The sequence below is a fragment of the Paraburkholderia sartisoli genome (assembly GCF_900107685.1).
Taxonomy (GTDB): Bacteria; Pseudomonadota; Gammaproteobacteria; order Burkholderiales; family Burkholderiaceae; genus Paraburkholderia; species Paraburkholderia sartisoli.
The window spans coordinates 1-22,067 of sequence record NZ_FNRQ01000011.1 but is presented as its reverse complement, the minus strand read 5'-3'; the positions used below and the strand labels follow the sequence as shown (position 1 = coordinate 22,067).

Annotated in this window: 22 protein-coding genes and 4 pseudogenes; 8 read left to right on the top strand and 18 right to left on the bottom strand. The window is 61.9% G+C overall.

The features are described 5' to 3' along the window. The first annotated feature begins 408 nt into the window (after positions 1-408). From uraH to BLV45_RS27300, 4 genes and pseudogenes are all read left to right on the top strand, one after another. A complete protein-coding gene (gene uraH / locus BLV45_RS24465; protein ID WP_090537486.1) occupies positions 409-762 on the top strand; it encodes a hydroxyisourate hydrolase in 354 nt (117 codons plus the stop codon). Positions 763-977: 215 nt separating this feature from the next. Further along, positions 978-2,171, top strand: coding sequence for a urate hydroxylase PuuD (locus BLV45_RS24460; RefSeq protein WP_090537485.1), 1,194 nt, complete (start codon positions 978-980; stop codon positions 2,169-2,171). 59 nt (positions 2,172-2,230) lie between these two features. After that, positions 2,231-2,455, top strand: a pseudogene (locus tag BLV45_RS24455) (transcriptional regulator); the annotation flags it as partial. 18 nt (positions 2,456-2,473) lie between these two features. Beyond that, positions 2,474-2,623: pseudogene (locus tag BLV45_RS27300) on the top strand (HipA N-terminal domain-containing protein); the annotation flags it as partial. A gap of 98 nt (positions 2,624-2,721) precedes the next feature. Here BLV45_RS27300 and BLV45_RS24450 read toward each other — a convergent pair. The 10 genes from BLV45_RS24450 to BLV45_RS24405 form a co-directional block, all read right to left on the bottom strand. Further along, entirely contained in the window at positions 2,722-3,234 is a 513-nt protein-coding gene (locus BLV45_RS24450; RefSeq protein WP_090537483.1) for an ureidoglycolate lyase, read from the bottom strand. Beyond that, complete coding sequence (gene alc / locus BLV45_RS24445) at positions 3,231-4,244, bottom strand: allantoicase (protein WP_090537481.1); 1,014 nt, start codon at positions 4,242-4,244, stop codon at positions 3,231-3,233. The genes BLV45_RS24450 and alc overlap by 4 nt, the downstream gene beginning before the upstream one ends. A gap of 99 nt (positions 4,245-4,343) precedes the next feature. After that, positions 4,344-4,865, bottom strand: a complete 522-nt coding sequence (gene uraD, locus BLV45_RS24440) for a 2-oxo-4-hydroxy-4-carboxy-5-ureidoimidazoline decarboxylase (RefSeq protein WP_090537480.1) — start codon at positions 4,863-4,865, stop codon at positions 4,344-4,346. Next, positions 4,862-5,812 carry an allantoinase PuuE gene (gene puuE / locus BLV45_RS24435; protein WP_090537478.1) on the bottom strand — a complete coding sequence of 317 codons (951 nt, stop codon included), beginning with the start codon at positions 5,810-5,812 and terminating at the stop codon, positions 4,862-4,864. The genes uraD and puuE overlap by 4 nt, the downstream gene beginning before the upstream one ends. 156 nt (positions 5,813-5,968) lie before the next feature. Then, positions 5,969-6,832, bottom strand: a complete 864-nt coding sequence (locus tag BLV45_RS24430; RefSeq protein ID WP_090537477.1) for an aspartate/glutamate racemase family protein — start codon at positions 6,830-6,832, stop codon at positions 5,969-5,971. Positions 6,833-6,856: 24 nt separating this feature from the next. Continuing rightward, entirely contained in the window at positions 6,857-8,341 is a 1,485-nt protein-coding gene (locus BLV45_RS24425) for an NCS1 family nucleobase:cation symporter-1 (protein ID WP_090537475.1), read from the bottom strand. Positions 8,342-8,637: 296 nt separating this feature from the next. Beyond that, the gene (locus BLV45_RS24420) at positions 8,638-9,348 is read right to left on the bottom strand and encodes a GntR family transcriptional regulator (protein WP_090537473.1); all 711 of its coding nucleotides are present in this window, start codon (positions 9,346-9,348) and stop codon (positions 8,638-8,640) included. A 319-nt stretch (positions 9,349-9,667) separates the two neighbouring features. Then, a complete protein-coding gene (ldcA, locus tag BLV45_RS24415; protein WP_090537471.1) occupies positions 9,668-10,594 on the bottom strand; it encodes a muramoyltetrapeptide carboxypeptidase in 927 nt (308 codons plus the stop codon). 39 nt (positions 10,595-10,633) lie between these two features. Continuing rightward, complete coding sequence (gene tadA, locus BLV45_RS24410) at positions 10,634-11,197, bottom strand: tRNA adenosine(34) deaminase TadA (RefSeq protein WP_090537469.1); 564 nt, start codon at positions 11,195-11,197, stop codon at positions 10,634-10,636. Continuing rightward, the gene (locus tag BLV45_RS24405) at positions 11,194-11,595 is read right to left on the bottom strand and encodes a DnaJ family domain-containing protein (RefSeq protein ID WP_090537467.1); all 402 of its coding nucleotides are present in this window, start codon (positions 11,593-11,595) and stop codon (positions 11,194-11,196) included. The genes tadA and BLV45_RS24405 overlap by 4 nt, the downstream gene beginning before the upstream one ends. Positions 11,596-11,875: 280 nt before the next feature. On the opposite strand from BLV45_RS24405, the gene BLV45_RS27660 reads away from it, so the two are divergent. Then, the gene (locus BLV45_RS27660; RefSeq protein ID WP_176954241.1) at positions 11,876-12,034 is read left to right on the top strand and encodes a hypothetical protein; all 159 of its coding nucleotides are present in this window, start codon (positions 11,876-11,878) and stop codon (positions 12,032-12,034) included. Positions 12,035-12,139: 105 nt separating this feature from the next. Here BLV45_RS27660 and BLV45_RS28015 read toward each other — a convergent pair. Then, positions 12,140-12,295, bottom strand: a pseudogene (locus BLV45_RS28015) (LysR family transcriptional regulator); the annotation flags it as partial. 425 nt (positions 12,296-12,720) lie between these two features. After that, positions 12,721-13,144, bottom strand: a pseudogene (locus tag BLV45_RS24400) (SbcC/MukB-like Walker B domain-containing protein); the annotation flags it as partial. 509 nt (positions 13,145-13,653) lie between these two features. Here BLV45_RS24400 and BLV45_RS24395 point away from each other — a divergent pair. The 3 genes from BLV45_RS24395 to BLV45_RS24385 all read left to right on the top strand — a co-directional run bounded on the left by BLV45_RS24395 (position 13,654) and on the right by BLV45_RS24385 (position 16,401). Then, positions 13,654-14,508 (top strand): ABC transporter permease, encoded by an 855-nt coding sequence (locus BLV45_RS24395; RefSeq protein ID WP_090537466.1) that lies wholly within the window; start codon positions 13,654-13,656, stop codon positions 14,506-14,508. Positions 14,509-14,631: 123 nt separating this feature from the next. Continuing rightward, complete coding sequence (locus tag BLV45_RS24390) at positions 14,632-15,609, top strand: ABC transporter substrate-binding protein (RefSeq protein WP_090537464.1); 978 nt, start codon at positions 14,632-14,634, stop codon at positions 15,607-15,609. Positions 15,610-15,699: 90 nt separating this feature from the next. Then, positions 15,700-16,401, top strand: a complete 702-nt coding sequence (locus BLV45_RS24385; RefSeq protein ID WP_245753521.1) for an ABC transporter ATP-binding protein — start codon at positions 15,700-15,702, stop codon at positions 16,399-16,401. A 291-nt stretch (positions 16,402-16,692) separates the two neighbouring features. On the opposite strand, the gene BLV45_RS24380 is transcribed toward BLV45_RS24385, so the two are convergent. The 6 genes from BLV45_RS24380 to BLV45_RS24355 all read right to left on the bottom strand — a co-directional run. After that, complete coding sequence (locus BLV45_RS24380; protein ID WP_245753519.1) at positions 16,693-17,475, bottom strand: SDR family NAD(P)-dependent oxidoreductase; 783 nt, start codon at positions 17,473-17,475, stop codon at positions 16,693-16,695. After that, positions 17,475-18,596: a glycerol dehydrogenase gene (locus tag BLV45_RS24375; protein ID WP_090537458.1), complete on the bottom strand. Its 1,122-nt coding sequence runs from the start codon at positions 18,594-18,596 to the stop codon at positions 17,475-17,477. Before BLV45_RS24375 ends, BLV45_RS24380 begins: the two co-directional genes overlap by 1 nt. 7 nt (positions 18,597-18,603) lie before the next feature. Further along, positions 18,604-19,275 (bottom strand): HAD family hydrolase, encoded by a 672-nt coding sequence (locus tag BLV45_RS24370; RefSeq protein ID WP_090537457.1) that lies wholly within the window; start codon positions 19,273-19,275, stop codon positions 18,604-18,606. Further along, positions 19,272-20,777: a xylulokinase gene (locus BLV45_RS24365; protein ID WP_090537455.1), complete on the bottom strand. Its 1,506-nt coding sequence runs from the start codon at positions 20,775-20,777 to the stop codon at positions 19,272-19,274. The genes BLV45_RS24370 and BLV45_RS24365 overlap by 4 nt, the downstream gene beginning before the upstream one ends. A gap of 65 nt (positions 20,778-20,842) precedes the next feature. Next, positions 20,843-21,790 carry an electron transfer flavoprotein subunit alpha/FixB family protein gene (locus tag BLV45_RS24360; RefSeq protein WP_090537453.1) on the bottom strand — a complete coding sequence of 316 codons (948 nt, stop codon included), beginning with the start codon at positions 21,788-21,790 and terminating at the stop codon, positions 20,843-20,845. 13 nt (positions 21,791-21,803) lie between these two features. Beyond that, a partial coding sequence (locus BLV45_RS24355; RefSeq protein ID WP_407671055.1) for an electron transfer flavoprotein subunit beta/FixA family protein occupies positions 21,804-22,067 on the bottom strand: 264 nt, incomplete at its 5' end.

Genomic DNA, 22,067 nt, shown 5'->3' with positions numbered 1-22,067 from the left:
TGGCCCGGTTACCCAGCGTACAGCGCCGTCTTCGGGACGCGCAGCACGCTGCGCATAGCCGTAACCTTCAGCGGCCAAAATTGCGCTGGCAATTCACCCAGTCGCCATACTTGTATTCACAAACCTGATATGTCGGTCCTTTTTTGACGTCGGCAGAATCGGTTCGGGCTTCGGCATTCGCGGGAAAACCCTTATCCAGCGGGCGTGAAACGCGTGTGCACATGCGCCAGGTATTATCTTTCCTATCGGGCACGCGCGGACGCGACATCCTTTTTACAATGGCTCCCACGGCGCTCGCTTCAATTCGCCGACGGGTATGTAGCCACTGACGTGGAGCCTCGATCCGCCGCAACGTATTCTGGATCGGGTCGCCGCTGAAACTCGCAATTTACACAAGGAAAACTGCGAATGGGCAAGCTCACTACCCACGTGCTCGACACCGCGAACGGCCGTCCTGGCGCCGGCATCAAGGTCGAACTCTTCGCGCTCTCCGGCGACACGCGCCGCGCGATCAAAACCACCACCACCAATCACGACGGCCGTTGCGACGCGCCGCTGCTCGAAGGCGACGCACTCGTCACCGGCGAATACGAACTCGTGTTCCATGCCGGCGATTACTTTGCCGCGGCTGGCACGCAGGCACCTGAACCGCGCTTCGTCGATCGTGTCGTGCTGCGTTTCGGCGTCGCGGATGCGGGCGCGCACTGGCATGTGCCGCTGCTGGTGTCGCCATGGTCATGGAGCACGTATCGCGGCAGTTAGGGCGGCAGCGGTTGTCTCGACGCATGCAGGTGGATCTGAACCGGGCCCCGGTGAAAACCGCACGGTCGCGCACCGCGTCACGAAACAACCAGACTGGATAGCAGCGACCCGCAATACCGCCGCGTTTTGCAGATGCCAGGAGACGCACCTGCAAAACGCCGTCGAATCGAATAGCAAGGCGCTACGCGCCAACGAATGAGAAGTGGAGGCGTTTCATGGAAGGCTTTATCACCGACTGGCTGAATCTCGCGATTCGCTGGTTTCACGTTATCGCTGCGATCGCCTGGATTGGCGAATCGTTTTATTTCGTTGCGCTCGACAACAGCCTGAAACCACCGACCGACCCGAACCAGCGCCGTCGCGGTGTCTTCGGCGAGCTGTGGCATGTGCATGGCGGCGGCTTCTACAACATGCAGAAGTACACCGTCGCGCCGCCGGAAATGCCGGAAGACCTGCACTGGTCCAAGTGGCCGTCGTACACGACGTGGCTCTCCGGCTTCGGTCTTTTCACCGTGCTGTACCTGTTCGCGCCGAACACCTACCTGATCGACAAAAACGTGCTCGACATGGGCCCGGTCGTCGCGATCTTTTCGGCGCTCGGTTTCCTGATGGCCGGCTGGATCGTCTATGACTCGCTGTGCCGTCTGCTGGGCAACAGGGACCGCGTGCTCGGCATCTGCGTCGGCATCTATGTGCTGATCGCGGCATGGCTTGCCTGCCACATCTTCGCCGGCCGCGCCGCGTATCTGATCATGGGCGCGATGCTCGCGACGATCATGTCGGCTAACGTGTTCTTCGTGATCATCCCGGGTCAGCGCAAGATGGTCGACGCGATGCTCAAGGGCGAAGTGCCGAACCCGATCTATGGCAAGCGCGGCAAGCAGCGCTCGGTACACAACACGTATGTGACGTTGCCCGTGGTGTTCGCGATGCTGTCGAACCACTACGCGATGACGTACACGCATCCGTACAACTGGGCCGTGCTCGTCGTGATCATGCTGGCGGGCGCGCTGATCCGCCAGTTCTTCGTGATGCGCCATCGCGGACAGGTGCTGTGGTATCTGCCGCTGGTCGGCGTTGCGCTGATGTTCGTCGCGCTGGCCTGGACGATGCCGAAGCCCGTGGTCGCGCAGGCGCAGGCCGCGAACGCGCCCGTCCTCAAGATCGCCGACATCCAGCCGGTGTTGCAGCAACGGTGCGTCGCCTGCCACTCCGCGCACCCGACGATGATGGGCAGCGCGCCGGCCGGCGTGCTGTTCGATACGCCCGACGAAATCTCACGGAACGCGCAGCGGATCTACCAGCAGGCGGTGACGCTGAAAGCGATGCCGCTTGGCAACGTCACGCACATGACCGACGATGAGCGGCAGAAAATCGCCGCGTGGTTCCAGGATGGTGCGGTGAAGTAACGCGCTTGCGTATATCGGCGCCGCGAGACCTCGGGCTCGCGGCGTCTGCGTTGTACGGCATCAGATCGGGCCCTTGCGGAAAAGCAAGGGCTTTTTTATGTGAGGACGAACCGACGCGCCGTGCGGGTGTTGCACGTACGACAGCCGCCCGTATGGAAACGCTGGCGAGAAGCGACATGAGCGTGTCGGTTCTTGTCCGTTTGCTGGAGGCCGCCGGTTATGACCTGAAAGTTGTCGCTCACGGGCACGGGCGCACGCTTGAGGACATCCTCGCCGGGCAGCGCATCGACCGGGCCGGCGCAATGAGGCTCGATGTTCATGTGCAAGGCCGAAAAGTCGCGTCGCTCTTTCGCGAGCGCGACGACTATGTGCTCAAGTACGAGCGCGACGTCGCGACAACCGACTTCATCAGCCTCGCGATGCCAGTGCGCGAAGAAGCGTGGCGCTGGCCGCTGCCTGGAAAACGCGGCGGAATTTAAACCCGGCGGCCCCTGACAAACAAAAAACCCACGGACTTGCCGTGGGTTTTCGCATCGAGCCATCTACGCAGTCAGGCCGACACCGCGCTCAATGCATCCTCAGTGAGCCAGAGCGATTCGGCCAGATCCTGCTCGTTGAGATTCAGCCCGTCGCCGCCACGATCGACAACGACAAAATCGCTGACCTCGCCGAGCGCAATCAGCGGATGGTGCCAGACGCCTTTCGCGTAGTTCACGCCCTGCCAGCCGCTCGTGACGAACGCGCGAACCTCCGAAGCATCCAGCTCGCCAGCCGGCGCCACGACCACCAGATACGGCTTGTCGTTCAGCGGAATAAACGCCTGGCTTCCGAGCGGATGCCGCTCGAGCATTTTCACCTCGAACGGCAGCACGCGCGGCTGTCCGCGAAACAGGTTGACGAGCGTGCGGCCGCCCTCGTCCTCTACGTCGACTTTCGCAAGATCGTGAAAGCGGATCGTCGTGCCGAGATTGATCGGAATCTGCTTCGCGCCTTCGAGTTCGATCACGTCGCCGAACGGGGCGAACGCTTCGCGCGTCAACGGTTCGATGGCGAGCGTTTTCATGATTCGAGCGTACCCCACAGGCGCAGACGCGACACACCGCCGTCCGGAATGATGTTAAAGCGCACGTGCGTGACCGGCCCGAGCGCCGCAACCTCGCTTTCGAAGTAATGCTGCTTGTCCATCTGCAGTTTCTGTTCGCCGAGCAGCACCGGCCAGAACATCGCCTGCGTAACGAGCGAGCTGTCCGTGCCGCCCGTCACGTATGCAGCCTGGATCGAGCAGCGGTCCGGGAAGTTGCCCTTGAAGTGGGCCGTGTCGACTTCGATCTTCCTGATGACGCCCGGCTGCGCCAGCGCCACGATCGCCCAGTCGTTACCCGGCTCGCGGCGACGGCGTGTTTCCCAGCCGTCACCCATGTTCACGCCACGGCCCGGCATCAGGATCGTCGATGCAGCGCCGAAGTGCTGGTTGTTCGCCGCCACGAGATAGGCGCCGTTTTCCATCGCGGCCAGATCGAACTGTTCAGTGCGGCTCGCGCCCGCCCAGTCGACCTGCGGCTGACCGTACACGCGCAGACGCGCAATGCCACCGTCCGGATAGATGTTGATGCGCAGATGCGTGAACGCGCTTGCATCGGTGACGTCGACGTAGTGATGGCTGTTGCCCTGCAGCGTCATCGAAGGAACGATTTCGGTCCATTGCGTCGACGGGTTCGGCGCGCCGTCCACTACGCGCGCCGCTTCAACCGAAGCCGCCGGCGGGAAGTTACCGGTGAAGTGGCTCGTGTCGATGTCGAGACCCTTGATCACGCCCGGGCGCGCGAGCTTCACGATGCACCAGTCGTAGCCGCTGACACGCTTGCGACGCGTCTCCCAGCCGTCCATCCACTTGCCGTGATCGTCGTACTTGCCTGGAATGAAAACGGCCGGCTCGGGATTCAGCATGCGTTCTTTCGGCGCGAAAAAATCGTCGCTGGTTTCGAGCGCCTGCGCGCCCAGACGCGGATCCGCCAGGTTCACATAGCGGCGCGTGAAGTCGGGGGCGTTGGGGTCGAGAATCGGGAGTGCCATCGTTGTCTTCCTTTGTGTCTGTTAGTGCAAAAAGCGCTTCGCTTCGATTTCGTTCCGGCCTGCGTGGTACGTCTGACGCGCCCGGTGCGCCTGACGCGCTTACGCGTTGATCAGGTCGTCGAGTCTGAAGCGTGCGATGCGATAGATCTGGTCGAGACTCGCGCGTAACTCGTCCGCACGGCTGTTGTTCACGCGCGCCTCGAAGTTCGCGATGATGCCGTGGCGGTCATAGCCGCGCACCGCGAGAATGAACGGAAAGCCGAACTTCTCGCGATAGGCCTGGTTCAGGTGCAACAGGTTGTCGAACTCTTCCTGCGTACACTGCGAGAGGCCAGCCCCGCTCTGCTCGCGCGTCGACTCGGCGGTCAGTTCACCGCGCACCGCGGCTTTACCGGCGAGCTCCGGGTGAGCGTTGATGAGCGCGAGCTGTTTTGCTTCGCCAGCCGTTTCGACCGCGTGCGACATCGTGCGATGCAACGCGTCGATATCGGCGTAAGGCCGTTGTGAAGCAGCGATTTCGGCGACCCACGGCGAGTGTTCGAAAATGCCCGACAGCGCCGCGACGAACGCGTCGGTCGAGATGTGATTGAGCTGGTCGAGGGAATATTGCATGGCCTTCATACCGCTGCCCCGAGGTTGTTGTGCTGGTAAGGATGATGTTCGCGCCAGTGACGCGCGATATCGACGCGCCGTGTTACCCAGACGCGATCGTGCTGCTCGACATGATCGAGAAAACGCTGCAACGCACGGAAGCGGCCCGGACGACCCAGCAGCCGGCAATGCATGCCGATCGACAGCATCTTCGGTGCTTCGTCGCCCTCTTCGTAGAGCACGTCGAACGCGTCGCGCAGATACGTGAAAAAGTGATCGGCGGTGTTAAAGCCCTGCGGGCTCGCGAAACGCATGTCGTTGGTGTCGAGCGTGTACGGCACGATCAGTTGCGGTTTCGTTTCGCCGCCCGTCACTTCGATGTCCATCCAGAACGGCAGGTCGTCGCCGTAATAATCCGAGTCGTACAGAAAGCCGCCGTATTCCGCGACGAGACGGTGGGTGTTCGGACTGTCGCGGCCGGTGTACCAGCCAAGCGGACGCTCGCCCGTGACGCGTTCGATCGCCTCCATGCCAAGACGCATGTGCTCCGCCTCTTTCTCCGGCGACATGTCCTGATAGTGAATCCAGCGATACCCGTGGCATGCGATCTCGTGACCGAGTTCGACAAATGCGCGCGCGAGTTCCGGGTTACGTTCGATCGCCATGCCCACGCCGAACACGGTCAGCGGCAGCCCGCGTTTTTCGAATTCGCGCAGGATGCGCCACACGCCGGCACGCGAGCCATATTCGTAGATCGACTCCATGCTCATGTGCCGGGACGGATAGGCCGCCGCGCCGACGATTTCCGACAGGAACTGCTCCGAGCCAGGATCGCCGTGCAGCACGCAGTTCTCACCGCCTTCTTCATAGTTGAGCACGAACTGCACGGCGACGCGGGCGCGACCGGGCCAGTTCGCCTGCACCGGATGGCGGCCGTAGCCGATCAGATCGCGTGGATAGTTCGAATCGGATGACATGATTTGACGAAAACCGGGTAATGACGTTGCGACGGGAATCCGCGGGGGCGACAGGCGCGAAACGGCGGAAAACCGCGTCGCCGTCCTGCCGCCAGGACGAAGCCAGTGTAGCGAAAACACCCGGATGCGCCCATACATCCGGACAGATAGTGCGGGTCAGACGGAATGTATGTGCGCCGGCGCCGTGAACGCGGTTTCGCCAGTCGAACTGCTCGCGTTTACCCCTACTGCCGCTACACCTGTCACACCCGAAACGCCGGGGGCGCGAGTCGCACCCACGGCGTCACCCGTCGGGCTGAAACGCGCGAACTCGCCGTCGTAGCGTTTTGCCAGCGGCCGCGCATAGTCGCCGCGCTTCGCTGTACCCAGACGCAACGACACCAGTGCCTCGACCCATTTGACCGCCGCCGTGACGCCCTCGACAACCGGCGCCCCCAGCGCATCCTCGATTTCCGCGCACAGTTCGGCCATGCCCGCGCAACCGAGCACGATTGCGTCCGAACCGTCTTCGTCGAGCGCCCGACGGCATTCGTCGAGAATGATGCGACGCGCCGCCGACCCCGGACGGTCGAGTTCGAGCACGGCGACGTCGGTCGCGCGGACGTTGCGGCAAAAGCGCTTCATGCCGTAGCGCTCGGCGAGATGCCACGCCATGCCGCAGGTGCGCGACAGCGTCGTCACGACGGAAAAGCCTGGCGCCAGCACGCTCGCCGCGTGCATCGCGGCTTCGGCGATGCCGATCACCGGTCCGCGCGCCAGCTCGCGTGCCGCGTACAACCCCGGATCGCCGAAACACGCGATCACGTAGCCGTCGAAGCCCTCGCGCTCGCCCGCCGCGATCTCGGCCAGCAGGCCCGGCGTGGCAAGCGCCTCGTCGTAATAGCCTTCGATGGACGGCGGCCCCATCGTCGGGCTGACCGCAACGAGTTCGGTGCCGGGCGCGACGACGTCACGGGCACAGCGGCCCATCGCGTCCGTCATCCGTTGCGTCGTGTTGGGATTGATGAGCTTGATACGCATGTCGACTCCTTGCCGCAACGTCGCTTACTTGTGCGCGAGCGCGCGATAGAACACGGCGCCGAGGAGCGCCCCAATGAACCACGAGAAATTCGCCATGCCGTTCATGCCTGGCACGAGCACGCAGGCAACCGCGATCGCGGCCGCCGGCAGCAGCGCCATGACAGCCGTGTAGTTCACGCCGTTGCGATACCAGTACGCGCCCTTTTCCGACATCGAGTACAGATCGTGCAGTTCGATCTTCTGACGCTTCACGAGGTAGAAGTCGACGATCAGCACACCGTACAGCGGACCAATAAAGCTGCCGAGCACATCGAGCGTGTAGTGAATCACCGTCGGGTTGTTGAAGAGGTTCCACGGCGTGATGAAAATCGACGCCACCGCCGCCAGCATCCCTCCCGCGCGCCAGCTGATGAGACGCGGCGCCACGTTCGAGAAGTCGAACGCCGGCGAGACGAAATTCGCCACGATGTTGATGCCGATCGTCGCGATCGTGAAGGTCAGCGCGCCCAGCACGACGGCCATCGGATAATCGATGCGGCCCACCGTTTCGACCGGATCGGTAATCAGCTGGCCGAACACCGGCAGCGTGGCGGCCGTCGTGATCACCGTGACCAGCGAGAACGCGAGGAAGTTGACCGGCAAGCCCCAGAAATTGCCGCGTTTCACGCTGCGAAAGCTCTTGCCGTAGCGCGAGAAGTCGCCGAAATTCAGCATCGGCCCGGAGAAGTACGACACGACCAGCGAGATCGCCGTGATCATCACCGGCACGACTTCCATGCCGTGATACTTCACGCCGCCCAGGTTGATGCCGATGTTCTGCCAGCCCGCGCGCCACACCATGTAGCCGGCCAGAATGAACATCACGATATACACGGCCGGTCCGGCGAAGTCGATGAACTTCTTGATCGTCTCCATGCCGTTCCAGAACACGAATGCCTGAAGCACCCAGAGCACCATTAAGCCCGCCCAGCCCACCGTCGACAGCCCCATGAAGCCGTGATGGTGTACGTCGGCATAAGGCAGCATTTGCGGGAAGAACTTGAGCACGACGATCACGAGCGCGCTCGACGCGAGATACGTCTGGATGCCATACCACGCCACCGCGATCAGGCCGCGAATCACAGCCGGCACGTTCGCGCCGAGCACGCCGAACGTCGAGCGGCACGCGACCGGATACGGCACGCCGTTGAGCTGGCTCGGCTTTGCGATCAGGTTGCACAGCAGGTTGACGATCGCGATGCCGACGAGCAGCGCGATCAGCACCTGCCAGCTTGTCAGGCCGAGTGCGAAGAGACTTCCCGCGAACACATAACCGCCGACGCTATGCACGTCCGACATCCAGAACGCGAAGATGTTGTATGCGCTCCACGTCTGGTGTTTCAGCGGCGCAAGATCTTCGTTGTACAAACGTTCGCTGTAGCCCGCGGGCATGGATGGATCGCCTTCAACGGCACCCGCTTCGAACGTGGGAATGGCGGGGTTACCCGATGCTGCACTGAACTGAGCCATGACTCCTCCTTGGAATGAGACCAGTCGAACACTGATCGTGGGGCACTCTCGTCCGCCTGCGTTGCGCGCCGTTTTTCATTCCGGCAAGTCGCGTGTGCATGCGGGCGCCGCGGTTGTCTCCGTACTTACGTACTTGTTTTCATGGCTTGAAACGGGCCGCGGACCCGTATCCAGCGTCTTCGTCAGCACGGTGCGCTGCGTATCAGCGCAGCCGGGTCACCGTGCATTCATTCGATCTTCGGTTCACGTTCAGTGCAGCGCAGCCGCTGCGGGCGCGCCGTTGTCATGCCAGTGGCTTACACGTGCCGGCCCGCGCGCGCGCCAAATATTTCGTGCAGATCCGCCGCGCTGTTCGCCGGGCGGTCGAGCATCTTCAGTTCCACGCTTTGCAGATGGCGCGACATCAGCGCCGCGGCTTCTGTTGCATTGCCGGCGTCGAGCGCGGCGAGAATCGCTTCGTGATCCTCGAACGAACACGGGCTGCGACCCAGCGATTCGTACAGTGCCGAGATCAGTGTCGAACGCGCGACGAGGCCGTTCAGGCAGTCACACAGCACCGTGTTGCCCGTCAGCGACGCAAGCTCGGTATGGAACTCGCCGGACAGACGGATCCACGCGGGAAAATCACGCGTTTCGAACGCCTTGCGTTCGCGGCCGATCGTGCCGCCGATGCCTTTCAGCCGGCGCACCCCGTGCCCGGCGCAAATCTTTTCAACGACCGCGAGTTCGACGATGCGACGCATCTCGAAGACCTCATGCACTTCCTGCAGCGACGGGCTTGCGACGAACGCACCGCGATTCGGCTCGAGATCGACGAGGTGGTCGGTCGCGAGCAGCGCAAGCGCCTGACGGATCGGTCCACGCTTCACGTTGAACACTTCGCAGAGCTGCGCTTCGGTTAGCTTGGCGCCTGGCGAAAGCCGATGCTCGAGGATCGCGGCGCGAATGCGCTCGGCGATCACTTCGGGTTTCGTGCCTGCGGAAGCTGCGGATATGTTCTCGGACATGATGTGTGTCTCGGTATGTTGGTCATCTTAGGATGGACATTAAAATTGTCAACAATTTTACGTGCAAATTAGTGACAATCCCTGGGGCGAACAATCGCTGCCGAATTGGATCTGCCAGACAGATGCGCTCTATCAAGGCGTCCATGGCGATTCTACGGTGAAATTGCCAGCCATTTTCTGGCCGACATTTTGTCAACAAATTTTCTCTTCGCCAACATCGCGCGTGCGTGCGGTGGCGTTGAAATAACTGACGGTTAGTTGCGTTTAAAGATGAAAATAAAGCGGGCAACGCCCGCTCTCCTTCCGGATAAAACGAATCTCAGGTGAGGTATGGATATCCGGAGACCGTCAACGTAAAGCCGTGTCCGTCCGCCTTGAGTTGCGCGTCAGCGCCGACAGGCAGCGTCACCATATCCTCGATGTGGCCAAACTGAAGGCCGGTGATCACCGGAATACCAATCACCGAGCGGATCTGCGCGATCATCGCATTCAGGTCGTAGCCATTGTCGTAATCGAACGGTCTGCCGCCGGAAAAATCGCCGAGCACGAGCGCCTGCTGTCGCGCAAGAATTCCTGACAGATGCAGCTGGTAGATCATCCGTTCGATCCGGAACGGCTGCTCGTTGATGTCTTCGAGAAAAAGAATGCCGTGTTCGACGGGCGGCATATACGGCGTGCCGACGAGCGACGCCAGCACCGCCAGATTGCCCCCCCACAGCATGCCGCTGACATCGACGGGCTGAACCTGAGGAATGCGGCTCGTGACCGTGAAAGACGGTTTCGACAGCGTTTCCCAGAAATGCTGCATCGTGAAGTTGCTGACTTTCTCGGCGCCGAAATCGCTCATCAGCATCGGACCGCCGAAAGTCGTCAGACCGGCGCGCGACAGCAGCGCCATCTGGATGGCCGTGAAATCGCTATGGCCGACGAATGCAATGGGCTGATCCGTGAGGCGCCGCTGCAGGCCCTCGTAGTCGAGGCCGTGCAGGATGCGCACCGCGCCGTAGCCGCCACGCACGGTCAGCACGATGTCGGGCAGCTTGCGTGACGCATCCGCGAGGCGGTTGAGTTCCGCGGCGCGCTCGCCATCCGTACCCGCGAACCGCTGAAAGCGCCGCTCGGTTGCCGGCACGCCCACGACGTGATGCCCTTCCTGACGAAGCCGGCCGAGCGCGCGGTGAACGACAGCCGGATCATGCGGATAGCCCGAGGGTGCGATCAGTTCGATGGTGCGATGCGCGGTCATAGGTGAAATGAGTACACGTTCTGATGGGGACGGTTCAGATTAACGCGTTTCGGCCGGCGTGGATGCATCGCTGGCCACAGACGCGGATTCTGTCGTGCGGGCCGAACGCGCTTCACGGCTCGCCCGACGCCGGTCTGCGAAGAAAGACTTGAGCGCCTCGCCGCACGCGTCCTCGAGCACACCGCCGACGACCGTCGTGTGATGATTGAGCTGCGGATTCGCGAACGCATCGACGACACTGCCGCACGCACCTGTTTTCGGGTCACGCGCGCCGAACACGACGCGCGCGATGCGCGCATGCATGATGGCGCCGGCACACATCAGACACGGTTCGAGCGTGACGAACAGCTCGCAGCCGGGCAGCCGGTAGTTCTGGAGCGCTTCTGCCGCGGCGCGCAGCGCGGCCATTTCGGCATGTGCGGACGGATCGTGTCCGCCGATCGGGTGATTGAAGCCCGTCGCGATGACTTCGTCGCCCCGCACGATGACCGCGCCGACCGGCACCTCGCCCGCCGCCCGCGCCGCCTCGGCCGCTACCTGAGCGAGTGACATGAAATGGCGGTCGCGTTCGTTCGAGGCGGAATCCGGCGCATGCTCGCTCACGACGAGACCACCTCGCCGGACCCATCGATCAGGGCGCGCTCCGACAGCCTCTCGGCGATACGCCGGCAGTATTCGTGCGGCACGACCATCGGGCCACCACGCAGGGATTCGAGCGCCATGTCGAGCGCGAGCATTTTTGCCTGAAGACGGCCGCGCGTGGTGTTGTCGCTGACCGCTTTCAGTTCGCTCTGAAGATCGCACAGCGCCCGCAGCTGTTCGACAGCCGGCGGCGCGAAGCCCGCGTTCTTCAGGATCCGGTTTGCGACGCGCACTTCCTCGGGGACGAGGGCGTCGTCATCGAGCGTCAGCGGCAGGCCGGCGCCGGGTAAATCGTCGAACTCGCCCCGCGCGGCTGCGGCGGCAATACGTTGTTCGACCAGTGCATCAAGCAATCTCATCAGCAATCCAGCACGTTGAGGCTCTGGCATTCTATCAGGCTGCTCAAAGGAAGTTCTGGCGCTGATCTGACAGATTTCCCGATTATTGCGTGGCCACGGCTGGCGCCCGATGTCCCCACGATCCTGTTCTGGTCGGACCCCACCGCGCGGCTCACAGCAAAAAGACATGCGACGGACGACCACACCGGGGACGCGATTTTTTTCTGGCTTTTTATTAGGGAAAACCCTATTATTGCCTCTAAGGGAAAACCCTCTATCCAGCATTCAACAAGGAATCGCCATGAGCTATCTTTTCGCACTCTTTCAAAAGGTTAGCGATCTTTTTGCATCGCACCATCTGCCCCTGGATTCGGACTACTCGTACGCCGCGCGCCATCGCGAAGCGCAGCGCATTCGTCAGTCGCAGGCAACGTTGTTCGGTATTCGTCTGACGGATTAATCCGCGTTACTTTATATCGTCGGCATCTCTGTGTGCATGGCGATAACGGTGCCGTTCGGTGTCAGCGCGCCACCGGGTTCGGATCACATCGAACCGGCAACTGTCGTTCCGAACGAGGCGCGACGGGAGCATCGCCACAGGGTCAGTACTCGCAGGTACTGAAACCGCATGCAGGAAGTGCGGAACGGAACGCGCCGCCAGGCGCGCCAGCCCCGCCTTCGCGAGCGTTTCATCTTTTACGCCGTGAAATCTCCCGCCATCGGCGACACGGCCCTCCTTTCGAGCTCGCCCGCCGGCAGCAACAAACGTCTGTAGCTCGGGTAAAACGGTAGCACCGGGAGCCGCAAGCCCTTGATCTTCAAGGACTCAAAAACCGGCAGTGGCTGATCAAAGGTAGCCGTTTTGCTGCCGGGCCATGGTCTCTCATACCGCATCGACGGACACGACCTGGAGGCAGGTCGAGGTTCAACGACGTCGATGGGGTGAACTGCGCGAAATCAGCGAGCAATTCGAATTGCTCTGGTGGCCGCGGAAAACGACACTAATCTATTGCGACGGTACATTCCCGGTATATCCGTCTGGGGCAGTGGAAAGGCTATTTCACTGTCTTGCAAGAGTTGCAAGCGCGGTTTCAACCCACCGGAAGCCGATATGCTCTTGCTCAAGCCGCAAATTTTTACGAAACCGGATTCGTCCGAGCCGCGTCCGAACGCCTCGTCGATAACCACGAACCGGAACGCGCGTGACCGTACCGCGCCCCGTTCCAGGCCAAACTGATACGCGAGGCTGGCCGCGCGAATCGCCCGAGCCTTCTTTTCCTTCTGCCCACCCGACTTGCCGCCCGAATCCGGATAGCGCCCGTACTTCGGGTCATCTTCGCGTCAGCGCTCGCTCGCGGCAAACAGGAACCCGTTGCGCACGTCAGTGACCTTCGGCATCCATCGATGATCCTGGATCCGACAGCCCTTCATGGCCGCGAAACCGGTAGATAGTCACCTTGATCTACGGAAACCTGGCTTTCGGATACTGCACGTCGCCTGAACCCGTCGGCGTACCCTCCGCGCAGGCTCGCAGCTCGACCTGAAAATCGCGGATGTTTGCGTCGGTGCTCCCTCGGTGAGAAGAGGCGGGTATGCAATCGAATGATCGACGTGTAATTCAGGCTGGGCATGCAAACGAGAGTGCCATGCAAGAGTCGCTCGTAGAGACAAAACACAAAGCATTACTGATGTTTTGACAGCGGCTCCACCTCCCCTTTCTCAGACTTTTTTGCGGATATACCCGGAACGAACACTCCAGACTGAACAGTAAGTTCGCGATTCCGCTGTGCAGCGCCTTCCCGGCTCCTACATACCGCACACCCACGACCACGCCGTCCAGCGGCGCATGGCCGGGCTCCCCTGCCATAGCCGCAACACTCGAATGCACATTCCGGATTACCCCGGATATCGGCAAGTGTTTAGACCATATTTTGCTAAGCACTTTTAAGCCTGTTCTATCAAGAATTCAATCTATCACGGCGTGATGGTTGTTCGGTAAAGTTGCGGTGCTGCGCATCTACCGCAAGTGTTTTGAATAACGGATTCACGTCTACGTAATTAGATTACCTGGAGAACCGCATGGCCGAAAGACAGCTGGAACAGACAGGCCATTTTGCTGCAAGACCGACCTTCAAAGCGTTTGATCCTGCAATTGAAAAAGTCCGCAATCTGAAGATCTGGGCCTTTCTCAATCGATACGGCGTGCTGATCCTGTTCTTCGCGCTATGGCAGATTGCCAGCTCGCGCGGATGGCTCAATCCAGCGGTGATTCCGCCTGTCGATGCCGTCGTGCGCGCGCTGTTTGCCGCGCTGGTCAATGGCGTGCTGCTCGGCGACCTGCTTGTCAGCCTGCAGCGGGCGGGCATCGCGTTCGGCGCGGCCGTCGTCGTGTCAATCCCGCTAGGTCTGGTAATGGGTACGTATACACGGTTCGAGAACGCGATTGATCCGGTCTTGCAGATGTTCCGTCAAACGTCCGCGCTCGCGGTCTACCCGATTTTCATTCTGCTGATGGGTCTCGGGGAAACGTCGAAGGTGTTCGTGATTTTCTGGGCAACGGTGTTTCCGTTGCTGATGAATACGATGACTGGCGTCAAGCAGGTCGACCGGCGTCTGATCGAGATGGCGAGCATGTTTGGCGCGTCGAAACTGCAGACTTTCCGTCGCGTGACGCTGCCCGGTGCGATTCCCTCGATTTTCGTCGGGCTGCGGTTAAGCGCCGGGATGGCTTTGCTGATGCTGGTGGCGTCGGAAATGATCGGGGCCAATCAGGGGCTCGGGTTCAAGATCATGCAGGCCCAATACAACTTTCAGATCCCGCTCATGTTTGGCGCGATCGTCCTGCTGGCCGGCCTCGGTTTGCTCAGCAACTACTCGTTGATCTTCCTGCAAAGAAGAATCTGCAAATGGGCCGATCCGAGGGACATCGGATGAATCCGGTACCAGCAGCACCATTGCCTCATCACGTTTTTCATAACTTCATCCGCACAAAAATACTGGAGTGGCAGACCGATGGTCCATGGGTTCAGAAATCTGGTTTTGAATAAGGTGGGACTATTGGCAGCGGGACTGGCCATTCTCGCCAGTGCCCACGCTGCGGAGACAGCGCCCGCGGCAGGCACGCAGAAAGTCACCGTGATCCGCTATCTGAGCAATGCCGGCTCGATCAATGCCAGCGAGATCGCCGCGGCGAAGGGATGGCTTCAGGCCGATGGCGTCGCGCTGGAATCGAAAGGCTTTTCGCAAGGCGGCCCGGAGAGTCTCTTCGCGATAGCGTCGGGTTCGGTCGATGTGGCGGGAGCCGCGACCGCGGCGGTGCTCAATGCGATCTCCAACGGCAACGACGTGATCGCCGTCAAGCCGGGCGGCGGCCTCAGCAAGACGGTGAAGAGCAACTTCTACGTGCTGGCGAAAAGCCCGATTACCAAACCCAGTGACCTGATCGGCAAAACCATCGCCGTGAATACGCTGGGCGCCCATCTCGACTATACGGTGCGCGAGTATCTGCGGATTCACAAGATTCCGCAGAATGCAGTGAGGCTCATCGTGGTTCCCGGGCCGCAACTGGAACAGACGCTTCGCTCGGGCCAGGTTGACGTGGCCGCTGTCGGAGCATGGCAGGCGGTATTTGCCGGCAAGCTCGAGGCCGATGGCGGGGTGCGCGTGCTGTTCGACGATTATCAGATTCTCGGCGACATCATATTGGGCTACGACGTCATGCGTAAAACGTTTGTCGAGGCCCACCCCGCAGCCGCGCGCGCATTCGTGACCGATTCCGCGAGAGCGGCAGACTGGGCCGCCGAACATCCGGACGACGCGAGAAAGCTGATCGCGCAACTGCTTGCGAAACGCGGTGAAAATCCGGCGCTCGTGGGCTACTGGCCCGGTTTCGGACTCAGGCCGCATGCCCTCTTCACCGATCACGATGCGCAGTTCTGGCTCGACGTTTTTGAGCGGGAAGGAAAGTTGCACAAGGGACAACTGTCGGTCAACGCCGTGCAGACGAACCGGTATAACAGTTACGCGTCTCAATAGGAGAATGTCGGTATGGTGTCGGTTAGCGGGTCACCGCACAAGCTGCAGATCAACCGTCTGAGCAAGTCGTTCAGGATCAATGGGTCCGTCGTGCCGGTTCTGAAGGACGTCGAGCTCGATATCGCGGCGGGCGAATTCGTCGTCATCGTGGGCGCCAGCGGTTCTGGCAAGACGACCCTGTTGCGCATCCTCGCCGGACTGGAAAAGGGCGATCGCGGAACCGTGAAAGTGGACGGCGAGATCGTGACCGGCGTCAGCAGCGAGCGGGCGATGGTCTTTCAGGAGCCGCGCCTGCTGCCGTGGCTGACGGTCGAAGCGAATATCGCTTTCGGGCTGGAATTGCAGAAGTACGCCGGTGAAGCGCTGCGCCAGAGAATCGGCGAATATCTGCGCCTCGTTGGACTGGAGAATTTCCGTACCGCGTACCCAGGCCAGTTATCGGGCGGCATGGCGCAGCGTGTGGGTATCGCGCGGGCATTGGCCATCAACCCTGACATTCTGCTGCTCGACGAACCGCTCGGCGCGCTGGATGCGATGAAGAAGATGGCAATGCAGCAGGAGCTGGAGCGCATCTGGCTGGAAGAACAGGTCACCATGGTGATGGTGACGCACGATATCGAAGAAGCAGTCTACCTGGCCGACAAGATCGTGGTGATGTCGGGCGCCGGGGCGGATACTCCGTTCAGGATCGTCCCCGTGGATTTGCCGCGTCCGCGCGATCGGGGCAGTCCAGCGTTCGTTCGCTTGCGGGAATCGTTGCTGCAGGAATTCAGGTTCGATATTCGCAATTGAGAGGATCTTGTCGGGCGGGCGCGGTCCGCGCGCGGTTGCGCGGGCGGACGCGCAGTTCTGAAGACGATGGGTCTCGTGCCCTGGTCTTACCGGGTCACGCATTTCGCGAACGCGCGTTCAACGAAGTTTTTATTACCGGTACTCCTTTGAACGAAACCAGCCGACTGACTTGACGGTATCGGACAAGCCCATCCGGGGATGGAAATCCCGATACCGGCAAGCTACCGCGTCTTTGGCGAGATCTTGACCGCAGCGAACATCCTGCGGTCCGGACAAGCGACCTGCCGGGATTCAAACGCCGGTGGCGTAACCTCCATCAACCGGCAGTGTCGTGCCCGTGATAAACGCGGAGGCCGGCGAAGCCAGGAACAGTACCGCGCCCACCAGATCGTCGACCTCGCCCCAGCGTTTCAACGCGCTGCGCGCCGCAATCTTGCTGGCGCTCGGTGGATCTTCCCAGAGCGGCCGCGTCATGTTGGTCCGGTGATAACCTGGTGCAATGGCATTGACCCGCACACCGGCCATGCCGAAGGCGTGCGCCAGTGAACGCGTCAAACCCAGGATGCCCGTCTTGCTCGCGCAATAAGCCGGCACTTCCACGTCGGCGATATAGCTGAGCATCGACGCGACGTTGATCACCGTGCCCTTCGACTTCTCCAGCCGGCTGCGCGCCGCCATCGAAAGCCGCATCGCCGCCGTGAGATTCACGTCAATCACCTCGCGAAACACGTCATCGCGGTATTCGTCCGCGGGACGGGCGACGCCCGCAGCGTTCACCAGCACGTCGAGCGCGTCCATTTCCGCGACGAAACGCAGGATGTCATCGTGATTGCGCACGTCCAGCCGCGCAAAACGAATGCCTTTGAGCGTCCGATCCGCATTCAGCGCATCCAGCTTGGCCTGCGAACTACCGGTCGCGACCACGTGCGCATCCAGTGCGGCGAATCCTTGCGCAATCGCGAGACCGATCCCGCTCGTCGCACCGGATACCAGCACCGTCCTGCCTTGAAACAAGCCGGGCCGGAAGGCGTTAACTTCCTGCCCACGCACCTGCACGCTTTCCATTGCTGTCATCAGGTTGTCTCCTGTTCACGTTGTTCGGGTTCGTTCATGCTGTCCAGCAAACGCGCGTAGTGGTCCATCGCCTTCAAGGCGGCCACGACCATCGCAGCGTCAACCGGATACGGCTCGTTATGGATGATTTCGCCGGTGCGGCATGCACGCTGCGCCACGGCTTCCAGGGCGGTTTCATCTTCGACATCGACGTTGACGTCAGCGAGGCGCGTCGGCAAACCGACCGCGCGGCAGAAGCGGAACACGCGTTGACGCTCTTCCCCGGACACCGGCCATAGAAACAGCGAGGCAAGCGTGCCGATTGCGACTTTCTCGCCGTGCAACAGCGTGTGCGACGACGGCAGATCTGCGAGTCCATGATGAATGGCGTGCGCCGCCGCGACGCCGCCCGATTCAAAGCCGATGCCGGACAGCAAGACGGTTGCTTCGAGCGTGGCGTCGAAATCGGCCGTGACGGTTTGATTGCGGCAGTCCGCTACCGCCTGCACCGCGTGTGCGAATAGCGTATCGCGACACAACCGTGCGGCTTCGAATGCGAACGCCGTGCCGCGTCCCCCGCACAGGTTCGATGCCCCCGAACGACGGCAGGCGTCGGCTTCGTAGAACGTCGCCAGCGCATCGCCTATGCCTGCGATAAAGAACCGTACCGGCGCCCGCACGATCAGGCTGGAATCGAGCAGCACCAGATCCGGGTTGCGTCGGACGAAGCGGTCACGCACCACGCGCCCCGCGTCGTCATAGATCACCGCCAGCGACGAGCACGGCGCATCCGATGCCGCAATGGTCGGCACGCACACGAATGGCAAACGGAGATCGTCAGCGGCGGCACGTCCTGTGTCGACTACCTTGCCGCCGCCGAACGACACCACGATATCCGCGCCGGACGCGTTGATCCATGCCGCCGTGGCGGCGATGGATTGCTCGGTGCAGGCAGCCTGCACCGCACGCACCTTCAGCGCGACATGGGTCGCGCGTGCCAAAGCCGGTTCGAGCAGCGCGGCCACGTTGCTGTCGACAAGACACGCCGCGGTCGTGCCGAGGCGCGCGAGTTCGACGTCGAGTGAATCGAGCGCGCCGGCGCCCTGCACGTAGCGCGATGGAAAAACACTGGTTCTTAACATGATCGTGTCAGCTCGTGGTGAATAAAGGAAGATCGAGCGCGGCGGCCAGCTCCTGCGCGGAGCGCACGATTTGCGCGGCTGGATGAAACAGTGCGGCACCCGCCTCGTCCTGCGGCCATGCGAGCAATCGCATGCCAGCAGCAATGGCCGCAAGCGCACCCGTCGGACTGTCTTCTATGGCAATCGTTTCTTCCGGATTCACGCGCAGCAACCACGCTGCGCGTTGATACGGCTCGGGATCGGGTTTGCCGGCTCTTACGTCGTTGGCGCTCACCGTCACTAGCTGCGGCTCCTGCAAACCAAGCGCGGCAAGATTCGCTTCGAGCAGCATGCGCGACGAGTTCGATACGATGGCCTGCGCGATGCCCGCGCTTTTTGCCGCGTGATAGACGTCGAGCGCACCCGCACGCGGCCTGATTGACGGTGCGGCTTCGAGGTAGCAACGCGCACGAAACGCGGACCATGCGCCGAAATCCGTCGACAGTCCAAAACGCTCGCAGCACAGCGTGTGTACTTGCTGACCGGTTTTGCCGAAGATCAGCGGATGCAGTTCGTCGCCAGCCTCAATGCCGTGATACGCGAGCGCCCTCACCAACGTATGCAGATGCAGCGCTTCGCTTTCGGCGAGCGTGCCGTCCATGTCCCAGAGAATGGCCTTGATGTTTCGAGTGAGGGTCATGCGTCATCCTGGGAGAGACAATCGAGATCGTCGTAAAACTGCTGCGAATGCAGGTACAAACGCTCGAAGATGGGCATCATGCGGTCGTAGGTATCGCTTGCGTAAGGGTCCGGCTGAACTTCGCGCTCAAAACGGACAAACGCGTTGACCGCGGCGCCCAGGTTCGCGAACTGACCGTGCGCGGTAGCCGCGAGGATCGCGCAGCCCATCACGCCGCACTCCACCTCAGCGGGCACGAGAATCGGTGTGCGGTACATGCTCGCCTTGATCTCGAGCCACAGCGCCGCCTTCGCGCCACCGCTCGCGGCAACGAGCCGCTCGATGGTCGCTCCCGGCGACTGAAGCAGCGCGATGTGCCGGCGCACGCCAAACGCCACGCCCTCAAGCACCGCGCGATGCAGATGCGCGAGCCCGTGCTTCGCTGCGATTCCGAAGAACTGCGCGCGCGAATTGGAATGCTCGCCTAACCGCTCGCCCGTCAGATACGGCAGGAAAAACAACCCTTCCGATCCGACCGGCGCACTCGCCGCCTTTTGAGCGACGGTGTCATAAGAGAGCGTGTTTTCGTGGAACGCGCGACGTGCCCAGCGCATCGCGTCGCCGCCCGAATCGAGGAGCATGAAGCGGCCCCATAGCCCTTCGCAGGTCGCAAGGTTAGACACTTCGGGATGGAGCATGGGCTTGTCTGCAATCACCGTGATGATGGAAGACGTCCCGGTGATATCCGACGCAAGTCCGGGTGCGTACACACCGGAGCCGAGCACGGACACCGGGTAATCGGCCCCGCCGACCAGCACGGGTGTTCCTTCGCGCAACCCCGTCGCCGCTGCGGCACCTGCGGTCACGCTGCCGAGCAGATCGAGCGGCGCGCGGATGGCGGGCATCTTGCGCCCGTCGAGTCCAAGCGCATCCAGCATCGTCTGCGACCATGTGCGCGTGACGGGATCCATCAGGAAAGTAGTGGATGCATCCGTCCAGTCGCAGGCGCGCTCCCCGGTCAGACGAAAATTCACATAGTCTTTCGGCATGAACACGGTGCTGGCACGTTCATAGGCGTCCGGTTCGTGCGCCTTGATCCACTGCAGCTTGAAACCCGGCCACGCGGGTGTGGCGGGATTCGCAGTCCGCGCGAGACACGATGCTGCGTCATGGCGTTTGCGGAAGGCTTCGACCTGAGCGAGCGTGCGCTTGTCGTTCCAGAGCGGCGCGGTTTCGCGGGTCAGGTGGCCGTCGGCATCAATGAGCACCGTGCCGTGCATCTGGCCGCACGCGCATACCGCTGCAATGTTGTTCGCCGCACCAGGTGTGCTGCCGAGCACTTCGCGGATGGCATGCACGGCGCCGTCCCACCAGTCCGCGGGCCGTTGCTCCGACCAGCCATAGCGCGGCACGATCTGCTCGTGCTCGCGCGCGGCGAGACTGCGTATTGCGCCACGCGCATCGACCAGAGCTGCGCGTACGCTGCCGGTGCCGACGTCAATGGCAAGATAAAACGTCTCCATTCCTGTTTCGCCCATGCTCGGGGTTATTGGTCAGTGCCACCCGGTTCCCTTTAACTCACGTCAGCTTATGTCAGCTCATCGAAGAGTTCGGGAACGGATTGAAAAAGATCGCCCACCAGACCATAGTCGGCGACGCTGAAGATCGGCGCTTCCGGATCCTTGTTGATCGCGACGATCACCTTCGAGTCCTTCATGCCCGCCAGATGCTGGATCGCCCCCGAGATGCCCACCGCCACGTACAGTTGGGGCGCCACGATCTTGCCCGTCTGGCCCACCTGGTAGTCGTTCGGCACGAACCCCGCGTCGACCGCCGCGCGCGATGCGCCCAGCGCCGCGTTCAGCCTGTCGGCCAGCGGCTCCAGCACCTTCGTGTAGTTCTCGCCGCTGCCAAGCCCCCTCCCGCCCGATACGATGATCTTCGCCGAGGTCAATTCCGGGCGGTCCAGTTTCGTCACTTCACGGCTCACGAACTGCGACAGGCCCGTGTCGGCGGCGGCTTCGATCTTCTCCACCGTTGCGTTGCCGCCCTCTGCTGCAACCGGGTCGAAGCCGGTCGTGCGCACCGTGATCACCTTGATCGCGTCCTGCGACTGGACCGTGGCGATCGCGTTGCCCGCGTAGATCGGGCGCTCGAACGTGTCGGCGCTGTCCACCGCGGTGATGTCGCTGATCTGCGCGACATCGAGCTTCGCCGCGATGCGCGGCGCGATGTTCTTGCCGTACGCGGTGGCCGGCGCGAGGATGTGCGAATAATGCTTCGCCGGGTCTTGCACAAGCGCCAGCACCGTCGCCTCGACGTTTTCTGCCAGGCCTGCTTCGAGTTGTGCGGCGTCGGCCAGCAGCACCTTGCTCACGCCTGCGATCTTCGCCGCCGCGTCCGCCGCGCCCTGTGCGTTGTGGCCCGCCACCAGCACGTGAATGTCGCCGCCGATCTTCTGCGCCGCCGCGATCGTGTTCAACGTCGCTGCCTTGATCGAAGCGCCGTCGTGTTCTGCTATTACAAGATTCGTCATTTCGTCCGTCTCCTTACAGCACCCTGGCTTCGGTCTTCAGCTTCTCGACCAGCGTCTTCACATCCGCCACCTTCACGCCGGCGCTGCGCTTCGGCGGCTCGACCACCTTCAGCGTCTTCAGACGCGGCGTGACGTCCACCCCGAGATCCTCGGGCTTGAGCGTCTCCAGCGGCTTCTTCTTCGCCTTCATGATGTTGGGCAGCGTCACGTAGCGCGGCTCGTTCAGGCGCAGATCGGTGGTGACCACCGCCGGCAGCGTCAACGACAGCGTTTCCGC